Raw genomic sequence first — 8,839 nt, 5'->3', positions numbered from 1 at the left:
TAGACCTCCGGATGCCCGAACAGCCAGAACAGGTGCTGCCACAGCAAGCTGTCACCGCCCAGTTCGACCTGAAAGAACGGAAAGCCGAAGGCGCGTTCGACCTCCAGCAGGATCGAGCCAAGGATCAGCGGCGGAAACCCCGTCAGGATCATCAGCGCCGTGACCAGCGCATACCATGCAAAGATCGGCATTTTCGCCAGCGTCATGCCGGGGGCGCGGAATTTCAGGATCGACACGCAAATCTCGGCTGCAGCAGCGATGGCTGAAATCTCAACGAAGGTGATCCCGATCAGCCAGAAATCGGTGTTGATGCCGGGCGAATAGATCGCATTGGACAGGGGCGTATACATGAACCAGCCACTGTCGGGCGCGATCCCCAGCAGCATCGACACCAGCAGCATCAACCCGCCGAACACATAGCACCAATAGCCATAGGCCGTCAGGCGCGGAAAGGCGAGATCGCGGGTGCCAAGGATCTTGGGCAGAAGATAGATCGCCAGCCCCTCGAACGCGGGGATGGCGAAGAGGAACATCATGATCGTCCCGTGCATCGTGAAGATCTGGTTATAGATCTCTGGTCCCGCAAAGGCCGAATGCGGCGTCGCCAGCTGCGCGCGGATCAGCATCGCAAGGATGCCGCCGACGATGAAGAAGAAGAACGAGGTGACAAGGAACATCCGCCCCAGATCGGTGTGGTTCACGGTGGAAAACCAGCCCCGGAAACCCCGCTCTGATGCCCAGATGGCATCGAGCTTGCGATGGCGTGCAACGACGTTCACTCGGTCTCGCCTGTGATAAAATCGGCCCATCCGGCCGCGTCATGGGCCCTGACGGTGAACCCGAAGGTGGCATAGTTTTCGCCGCTGAATTCCGCGCTCAGCCCCTGATAATCGCCCGGCGCATCGGCCTCGATCCGCAGCACGTTGGCGCGGCCAGGAATGGCGTCGAGCTTGCCGGCAAGGCGCGGCACCCAGAAACTGTGGATCACATCGGCTGTGGTGATGGACACGTCCACGGGCTGGCCTGCGGAAATGTGCAGGATATCCTCGGTCACGCGGCCCGGCGCATCCTGATAGCTGAAGGTCCAGACCCAGCGCTGGCCCTCTGCGCCGACCTGCACGACTGTGGCATCATCGCGGGGCAACAACCGCTCACCGATGACCAGCCCGAAGCCCAGCAGCACCGCCAGCACGACCATCGGAAAAGCAAGGCCAAGCGCGATGATCCAGACCCGCACCTGCCCGCCTTCGTCAGCGGCCACGTCCGGTCTGCGCCGCACGAAGGCCAGCACCACCAAGGCCATGACCAGCACAAAGATCAGGACGGCGCCCACCAGCATGGCCCACCACAGATCGGCGATCACACGGGCGGCAGGACCGGCCGTTTGCAGCGTCGATGTCGCACCATCGCAACCATTCAGCGCCAAAAGCGTTGTCGCAAGGATCAACCCCCGAGGAGCCAGTGACACATGCCTGATGACAAAGTCGAAAACGAAGCGGACGAGCTGATTGACCCGATTGGCGCATTGCCGGATTTCAACAAGACGGAATCGCGGATCGCCCTTGCTGGCCACCCGATCCACGCCATGAGCGTTGCCTTTCCCGTTGCGCTGACCTTCTGCACCTTCGGTGCGGATGTGTTCTATTGGCTGACGGGCGATATCTTCTGGGCGCGGGCCGCGGTCTGGGCGGCGGGCACAGGGTTTTTGCTGGGCATGTTCGCGGGCATCTCGGGGACGGCCGAATTGCTGCTGGTTTCGGGCATCCGCGCACGCGCACCCGCCTGGACGCATTTCATCATCGCGGTCACGCTGCTCGCCGCCCTCGGGGCGAACTGGGGTCACAGGCTGTCGGGTTTCGAATCCGCAGTGCTGCCCTACGGCATCCTGCTGTCGGGGCTTTGCGTGCTGATGGTGATGTTCACGGGTTGGCATGGCGGCAAGCTCGTCTTTGACTATCAACTGGGCACATCGAAGGGGAAATCGTAGCCGCGCGGCTCGAGAAGCCAGTCCGGCATCTCGAGCCAGTCCGCCGCCGGCTTGGCCAGCACCAGACACAGGATCGCGATGACGGCCAGCAGCACCCCCCCTGTCGGGATCACCGGCGACGGGGGCGTGTGTTCGGTCGGCTCTTCGGCGGTCAGCACCAAGATGTGCCCGATCCACGCATGCAGGGCGACTAGGATCGCGACAAAGACCATCTTGGCATAGAACCACGGCACGAAAACCTCGCGCAGAAAGATCAGCCAGGTGCCCGCGATCACCGCGACAACCGCTGCGGGCGTTACGACAAGCGTATAGGTGATATGCGCCGCGCGCCGGATATGGGTGTAATCATCCGCACCGATCGCCGGTTCATGCCGTGCAAGCATCACGGGCAGGATCAACAGCCCGCTGCACCAGATCAACAGCGCCGCGATATGGACCGATTTGAAGATCGGGACCAGCGTCATGATCCACTCTACCACGACAGATCACCCCGCAGCCGGGACCAGCTTTGGCGCGCCATGACGACGACGGCCACCGCATAGGGCAGGCCCGCAGGCACCCACATGATCAGCCCGCCCAGTTGTTGGTCGCGCAGCGGCGACATCCCCCAATCGAACGGGGCAACCGCATGGACTTCGTAAAGCGCCGAGGGTGCAAAGGTCAGGATCGCCCCCAACAGCCCCATCTGGCCAAAGTTCGCGATGATATAGACCAGTTGCAGCACAGGCGCGCCGTCGCGGGCGAAAACCACCCGCCAGAACCAGAGAGCGCTTGCCAGAAGGGAAATCTGCATCACCCAATAGACCGCGACATGCGACAGCGCCGCATCATAGGCCGCAGGCAGGTGCCAGCCCCAAAGCACCGCCGTCGCCACGCCAAACGGTAGGCCCGGCCCCGACCGGAAGCTGCCGCGAAAGCCCCAGCCCAGCAAGGGGGCGGCAACAGCGACCAGCAGCACATGATGCACAACACGCGCAGAGAACAGCGCTGCCGAGAGGGCGCAGAGCGGCGAGACAAAGGCAACGATCAGCACAAAAACCGCCGCGATCCCTGCGGGGTTGCGCCGCAACAGCCACGCCATGACGGCCAAAGCCACCAGCAGCGGCGGATCAAAGTTCCAGCTTGTCCAGAGCTGATCGGGCAGCGGCGGTGGGCCGCAGTAAATCCTGTCCATCGACAAGGCTCTCCTTGGGTGCGCAGGGGTGTGGTGCAGTCCCTTTGCAGGCTGAACGCCCCCGCCGCGCGATGGTTCCCCGCACCAGTCGGAACTGTCGCAGCTTTCGGGCGTTAAGAGGGCACAACCCGAAGGGAGCGACCATGCCTCAAGACCCCAAAGCCACGCGCGGGATACCGCGCAGCCTGATCTATGCGATGATCCCGATCGGGTTCATCCTTCTGGTGCTGTTCCTGATCTTTTCGGGGGCCGTGACCCAAGAAGTCGCGGACGACCCTGCTGTAATAGTTGAGGACGAGGACCAGACGGGTGACGAACAGACTGATTCTGGACCGAGCGGCACCCCGCCCGCCAACGCCCCCTGACGGCGTGGAACGGGCCTAGTGGCGCGGGTCTGTGTCGTGCACGTCCTCGACCACCGCGCGCGGCACGACCAGCGGCATTACCGACAAGATGATCAGAACGACCGCCGTCGACAGGACGGCCGTCGCCTCCAGCCCCAGCCCGACGATGACACCGATGCCGGCCGTTGCCCAGATGCTGGCGGCGGTTGTCAGGCCTTCGACCTGATGGCGCGAGGACCGCACGATGATGGCCCCTGCCCCCAGAAACCCGATGCCCTGCACGATGCCTTGCAGGACGCGCGACATATCGGCAATTTCCATGCCCGCCTGCATCGGCCCGATCACGAACAGCGCCGCCCCAACAGCGACCAGCATATGCGTGCGCACGCCGGCGCTTTTGGCCTTGCGCTCGCGGTCATAGCCCAGCACGCCGCCCAAGGCTGCGGCAATCAGCAGCCGCAGCGTGATGATGGTGATTGTGGCCAGGTCGGGAAGGTCGGCGAATTCGCCCGCAATGGTGGTCCAGATCTCTTGCAGCATTCCTGTCTCTTTTCATCGCATGACGGCACGCGCTCAACGTCGAGCGCAGGTCCGGGGTTCCGCGCTGCGGCTAATGTCAGCGCCGTTTGCCCGCAGGCAGACGCGCCAGATAATCGGGGATCAGCGTCGTGGGGATAGCGCCGCGATCCTCCAGCACTTCAAGCACGCTGACCACGAGGTCGGCATTGTCGATCACGCCATCCGCGATCACGGCCAGTTTCTTCAGGCTGGCGTCGTCGAATGTCGCCATGTTGCGCAGGTCACGCACGAAGATCGCATCGCCATCCACCGCCTGCGCGAATTCGGACCGGCGCAGGCTGCCACGATGCCTGCGCGACAGCGCCACATGTTTGAGCGAGGCAAAGCGCAAGAATTCGAACCCCTGCCCGTGCAGTTCCGCCGCAAGATCGCCGAAGCGCGGCTCGCCCTGATAGATCGGAAACATGCGCATTTCGGTGATGACCACCAGCGCCTGTGCCAGTTTTTCGCGGCCATGCGCGATGATTTGCGTTTCCGCCCCCTGCACGTCGATCTTGAGCAGATCAACAGGCGGGATTTCGGCGATATCATCCAACCGGCGGGTGACAAGGTCGAGGGTGCCCGCAAGATTGGCGCCTCTGCCAAAGCCCAGATACCGCGCGCTGTCCGCATCGATCGGGAAAAGCGAGGTAAAGCCTTGCGCGGCATACAGATGCAGCGTTGCAACTGTGCCGTCGCCCACGGCATCGGGGAAATAGGTTTCCGCGTCGGATTTCTGCGCGTTGAGCGCAGCCAAGGCCGCCGCCTGAGGCTCGAAGCCGAAAACAGCGGCAAGGCCCGCACGCAACAATGGCACATAGGGGGCGGCCCCCTCGATCAGGGGATTGGCTCTGATGTCGAGTACGGTGATCGGGTCGTGCAGCCCAAGCGCGCGCGCCAGTACGGCGAAACGCGGCGCGTTTGCTGCGGCGGCATCAAGCGCCTGCAAGATCAAATCGCCTTCAGCTGCGGTCGCGCCTCGCAGCACACGCCGCATACGATGGCGCGAATAACCCCGGTCGCCTGTGGCAATCCGGGCCAAAACCAGATCAAGCGGAATCGCAGGATGATAAATCCCTGCACGCGCGGTATAGCGGTGAACGGCCTCGGCAAGATGCGGCGGATTGGTGCTGAAGGTCCTACGTGAAAAAAGGTCCAGCAGCAGGTCGTCCAACGACATTGCGGAAAATTCATCTGTCTGCGTCGCAGCGCACAGGATGGCCTCGTCATTCACGAGTGAGGCAACTCCGGCGGCAATGCTCCGGCGGCGCAGGTCAAGCATCCAGTCAATCGCGGCGGCAGAGCAGCGGGTGACTGGAAAATAACAGCCGATCTGCGGATCGAACCCCAGCGCCTGCAATCCACGCGAATAGAGCGGCGCAGTGTCTTTTGGTCCGAGTGCCGCAGCCAGCACATCCGACGGGTGAGACCCAACAGCATCCACAAACAGCGCGGCCGCGTCGGCGGAAAAGGCAACATCCGATTCAACCAAGCAGAAATGCGTTGCCTCGGGCAGATGCCGGCGCGCGGCGTAGTACCACACATCTCCGCACAGCCAGCCCCAGTCGGGTGGCAGGTCCTGCAAATCCAGCGCCGCCAGTTCGGCATCATTCAAGCTGATCTTGGGAAAGGGAGCCGTGTCGGCCACCGCGTTGCGTTCGTCCACGACCACAACGACATCCGCGCCGGCGTCCGACAAGGACGTCGCCACATTGCGCGCCATTCTATCGAAGGCCTGACACCGGACCAGAAAAACCGTCTTCATCGAACAATCCACTCAACAACCGCACAAGGCAGGGCCGGCAGCTTCCGGGGCTTACCCCTTTGCAAAAACGCCATTTTCCGCAGCAAACCCCTTGATCTCGATCGGGTTGCCCGAAGGGTCGCGGAAGAACATCGTCCATTGCTCGCCCGGCTCGCCCTTGAACCGCACCGAGGGGGCAAGGATGAAATCGGTCTGCCGCTCTTCCAGACGACCCGCAAGCGCGGTCCAGTCGTCCAGCGGCAGCACCACGCCGAAATGCGGCATCGGCACCATGTGATCGCCCACCTTGCCGGTCGGGGCATTGGCGAAAGGTTCGCCCAGATGCAGGCTCAACTGGTGGCCATAAAAATCGAAATCGACCCATGTCTCGGTGGACCGGCCTTCGACGGCCCCCAGCGCGCCGGTATAGAACGCGCGCGCCTCGTCCAGATCAGTGACGTGATAGGCGAAATGGAATGGCACGGGCATGGGCGTCTCCTTGGGCTGCACCTCGTTGACCTACACCGGCGTTTGCGCGAATTCAAAGAGTGAATAGACCGCCGCGACATCGCGATGCCGTATTCGACCGGAGCGATGCCAAAACCGGATTGATGTTTCTCAAGGTTGCAGGCACTCTTTCCAAGCCGCGAATGATCGCGTTGCGCTACTTGTCCTTGACGCTGAACTGGTCTGTTGATGCTTGATTTCCTGCTGTCGCCCGCGGTGGTCCCGTTTTCGATCGCCTTGGGGCTGTTGGCAGGGCTGTTGCTTTTGGAAATCGCAGCGCTCGTCATGGGCGGCAGCGTCCTGGGCAGCGGCGGCGAGGATGTCGACCTTGACGCGCCCGCAGGCTTTGACCCGGGGTTCGACCTCGACGATCTGCCGGACCTCGGCAAGATCGACATGGGCGGCCTTGATCCCGCCGATCTTGATCTTGGGAACGGGGACACACCTGTACCAGCCCCCACTGGCGGCGGGGTTGCGGATGCTTTGGGCCTCGGCAAGGTGCCGGTCCTGATCTGGCTTGCGGCCTTGCTCGCGGGGTTCGGGCTGTCGGGCTATGTGCTGCAAAGCGTGACCGCCAACATCATCGGCGCGCCACTGCCTGCGCTGGTCGCCGTGCTGCCTGCGGGGGTGATCGGGGTCTGGTTTGCCCGCGCCTATGGCGGCCTGCTGGCGCGGCTCATTCCGAAAACGGAAACATCGGTCCGGTCGGATGCGATGCTGAACCGCCGTCAGGGGGTCGTCAGCCAAGGCACCGCGCGGCGCAACGCCCCCGCCGAGGTGCGCGTGCTGGACGGATACGGCAATTTCCATTTCATCCGCGCCGAACCGCTTGATGCCAATGACGCAATACCCGCCGGCACCGACGTGCTCGTCCTGCGTATCCGGCTTGGCCCTGACCGCGGCAAGTTCCGTATCGTGGCGCTGAGCCAGCTCTGATTTCCCCTGCTACCCTTAGAAAAGGATTTCGACATGCCCCTTAACGAATTTCTGGTCATCATCGGCGTCATTCTGGGCCTTCTGGTCCTGACCGCCCTGATCATCGCGCGGCTGTACCGGCGCACGACGCGCGAAATCGCGCTGGTCAAGACAGGGTCCGGCGGCAAGCGGATCATCATGGATGGCGGCACGATCGTCATTCCGCTGCTGCACGAGGTCCGGCAGGTCAACATGAAGACGCTGCGCCTAGAGGTCACCCGCAACGGCGAGGCGGCGATGATCACCCGCGACCGGATGCGTGTCGATGTGGGGGTGGAATTCTACGTCTCGGTCATGGCCAACGAGGAAGGCATCAGCCGCGCCGCCCAGACCTTGGGCGAACGCACCTTCCACATCGACCAGCTGCGCGAGATGATCGAAGGCAAGCTGATCGACGGTCTGCGCGCCGTGGCGGCGCAGCTGACGATGGACGAATTGCACGAAAGCCGCGCCGAATTCGTCCAGCAGGTGCAAAGTGCCGTCAGCGAGGATTTGCTGAAAAACGGTCTGATGCTGGAATCGGTCTCGCTGACCGCACTCGACCAGACTCCGTTCGAAGCACTGGATGAAAACAACGCCTTCAACGCGGTCGGTATGCGCAAGCTGGCCGAGGTGATCGCGAAATCCAAGATGGAACGCGCCGAAATCGAGGCACAGGCCGATGTGAACGTCCGTCGCTCTGCGATGAACGCCGAACGCACCAAACTCGAGATCGACCGCGACGAACAGACCGCCCGCATCGCCCGCGAGGCCGAGGTCGCCACCTTGCGCGCGGCACAGGAATCCGAGATTGCCCAGCGCCGTGCCGATGCCCAGCGCGAGATCGAGCGCGCCCGCATCGCGCAAGAGGAATCGATCCGCAGCGCCGAGATCGCGCGCGACCAGACGATCCGCGCCGCCGAGATCAACCGCGACCGTGCGCTGGAAGTGGCCGAACAGGAACGCCAGATCATCGTCGCCGAAAAGTCCGAAAAGGAAAGCCAGGCGCGCGCTAGCGCCGACCGCGCCCGTGCCGAAGCCGCCGAAGCCTCCGAAGCGATCGTTACCGCCCGCGCCGTGGCCGAGGCCGAGCGGATCAAGCAGATCGCGCTGATCGACGCCGCGCGCGAGGCCGAACGCGAAGCGACCAAGATCAGGCTTGCCGCGGCCGCCGAACGCGCCGCCGCCGAGGACCGTGCCAGTGCCCGTCTGGAAGAAGCCCGTGCCGAGGCAGAGGCGATCAAGATCCGCGCCGAGGCGATCAAGGCCGAGCTTCTGGCACAGGCCGAAGGCAATCAGGCGCTTGCGGGTGCGGAAAACGTGCTCAGCGACGAGATCGTCAAGATGCGCATCGAACTGGCGCGCCTGCAGGCCCTGCCCGGCATCGTGGCCGAAATGGTCAAGCCCGCCGAAAAGATCGACACGATCCGCATCCACCAGATTTCGGGGCTGAATGGCAACGGGTCAGGCAATGGGTCGGGCGGGTCCGACAAACCGCCTGTCAATCAGGCGCTTGATTCCATCATGGGCATGGCCGTGCAATTGCCCGCCCTGCGCAAGATCGGCGAGGA

General features: G+C 63.3%; 11 protein-coding genes. 4 read left to right on the top strand and 7 right to left on the bottom strand.

All coding sequences use genetic code 11. From position 1 onward, the window contains the following. On the bottom strand, nt 1–779 hold a 779-nt coding region (locus tag V7N12_RS12745; RefSeq protein ID WP_333714989.1), incomplete at its 3' end, for a cbb3-type cytochrome c oxidase subunit I. Beyond that, nucleotides 776–1,468 (bottom strand): cytochrome c oxidase subunit II, encoded by a 693-nt coding sequence (locus V7N12_RS12740; RefSeq protein ID WP_443089967.1) that lies wholly within the window; start codon nt 1,466–1,468, stop codon nt 776–778. The genes V7N12_RS12745 and V7N12_RS12740, both read right to left, overlap by 4 nt. On the opposite strand from V7N12_RS12740, the gene V7N12_RS12735 reads away from it, so the two are divergent. Beyond that, a complete protein-coding gene (locus V7N12_RS12735) occupies nt 1,469–1,987 on the top strand; it encodes a DUF2231 domain-containing protein (RefSeq protein ID WP_333714988.1) in 519 nt (172 codons plus the stop codon). On the opposite strand, the gene V7N12_RS12730 is transcribed toward V7N12_RS12735, so the two are convergent. Continuing rightward, nucleotides 1,957–2,451, bottom strand: a complete 495-nt coding sequence (locus V7N12_RS12730) for a CopD family protein (protein ID WP_333714987.1) — start codon at nt 2,449–2,451, stop codon at nt 1,957–1,959. The genes V7N12_RS12735 and V7N12_RS12730 overlap by 31 nt on opposite strands. A gap of 8 nt (nt 2,452–2,459) precedes the next feature. Next, nucleotides 2,460–3,161: a cytochrome c oxidase assembly protein gene (locus tag V7N12_RS12725; protein ID WP_333714985.1), complete on the bottom strand. Its 702-nt coding sequence runs from the start codon at nt 3,159–3,161 to the stop codon at nt 2,460–2,462. Between the two features lie 143 nt (nt 3,162–3,304). Here V7N12_RS12725 and V7N12_RS12720 point away from each other — a divergent pair, with 143 nt between their 5' ends. Then, nucleotides 3,305–3,526 carry a hypothetical protein gene (locus tag V7N12_RS12720; protein WP_333714983.1) on the top strand — a complete coding sequence of 74 codons (222 nt, stop codon included), beginning with the start codon at nt 3,305–3,307 and terminating at the stop codon, nt 3,524–3,526. A gap of 15 nt (nt 3,527–3,541) precedes the next feature. Here the strand turns inward: V7N12_RS12720 and V7N12_RS12715 are convergent, their stop codons facing one another. The 3 genes from V7N12_RS12715 to V7N12_RS12705 all read right to left on the bottom strand — a co-directional run bounded on the left by V7N12_RS12715 (nt 3,542) and on the right by V7N12_RS12705 (nt 6,296). Continuing rightward, the gene (locus V7N12_RS12715) at nt 3,542–4,045 is read right to left on the bottom strand and encodes an MgtC/SapB family protein (RefSeq protein WP_333714982.1); all 504 of its coding nucleotides are present in this window, start codon (nt 4,043–4,045) and stop codon (nt 3,542–3,544) included. 76 nt (nt 4,046–4,121) lie between these two features. Continuing rightward, nucleotides 4,122–5,828 carry an FkbM family methyltransferase gene (locus V7N12_RS12710; RefSeq protein ID WP_333714981.1) on the bottom strand — a complete coding sequence of 569 codons (1,707 nt, stop codon included), beginning with the start codon at nt 5,826–5,828 and terminating at the stop codon, nt 4,122–4,124. A gap of 51 nt (nt 5,829–5,879) precedes the next feature. Beyond that, complete coding sequence (locus V7N12_RS12705) at nt 5,880–6,296, bottom strand: VOC family protein (protein ID WP_333714980.1); 417 nt, start codon at nt 6,294–6,296, stop codon at nt 5,880–5,882. Nucleotides 6,297–6,503: 207 nt separating this feature from the next. Between V7N12_RS12705 and V7N12_RS12700 the strand changes: the two genes are divergently transcribed. Together V7N12_RS12700 and V7N12_RS12695 are read left to right on the top strand one after the other, a co-directional pair. Continuing rightward, nucleotides 6,504–7,250, top strand: coding sequence for an OB-fold-containig protein (locus tag V7N12_RS12700; protein ID WP_333714979.1), 747 nt, complete (start codon nt 6,504–6,506; stop codon nt 7,248–7,250). A 33-nt stretch (nt 7,251–7,283) separates the two neighbouring features. Further along, on the top strand, nt 7,284–8,839 hold a 1,556-nt coding region (locus tag V7N12_RS12695; RefSeq protein ID WP_333714978.1), incomplete at its 3' end, for a flotillin family protein.

The sequence above is a fragment of the Yoonia sp. genome, assembly GCF_036770585.1.
In the GTDB taxonomy this organism is placed as follows: Bacteria; Pseudomonadota; Alphaproteobacteria; order Rhodobacterales; family Rhodobacteraceae; genus Yoonia.
Note: the sequence above shows the minus strand (reverse complement) of the source record. Positions and strands in the feature narration are given on the sequence as shown.

Excerpts from the sequence above, each read along its gene's own strand:
- V7N12_RS12735 (WP_333714988.1), top strand. The coding sequence starts at position 1,469 with ATGCCTGATGACAAAGTCGAAAACGAAGCGGACGAGCTGATTGACCCG.
- V7N12_RS12730 (WP_333714987.1), bottom strand. The coding sequence starts at position 2,451 with ATGACGCTGGTCCCGATCTTCAAATCGGTCCATATCGCGGCGCTGTTG.
- V7N12_RS12725 (WP_333714985.1), bottom strand. The coding sequence starts at position 3,161 with ATGGACAGGATTTACTGCGGCCCACCGCCGCTGCCCGATCAGCTCTGG.
- V7N12_RS12720 (WP_333714983.1), top strand. The coding sequence starts at position 3,305 with ATGCCTCAAGACCCCAAAGCCACGCGCGGGATACCGCGCAGCCTGATC.
- V7N12_RS12715 (WP_333714982.1), bottom strand. The coding sequence starts at position 4,045 with ATGCTGCAAGAGATCTGGACCACCATTGCGGGCGAATTCGCCGACCTT.
- V7N12_RS12710 (WP_333714981.1), bottom strand. The coding sequence starts at position 5,828 with ATGAAGACGGTTTTTCTGGTCCGGTGTCAGGCCTTCGATAGAATGGCG.
- V7N12_RS12705 (WP_333714980.1), bottom strand. The coding sequence starts at position 6,296 with ATGCCCGTGCCATTCCATTTCGCCTATCACGTCACTGATCTGGACGAG.
- V7N12_RS12700 (WP_333714979.1), top strand. The coding sequence starts at position 6,504 with ATGCTTGATTTCCTGCTGTCGCCCGCGGTGGTCCCGTTTTCGATCGCC.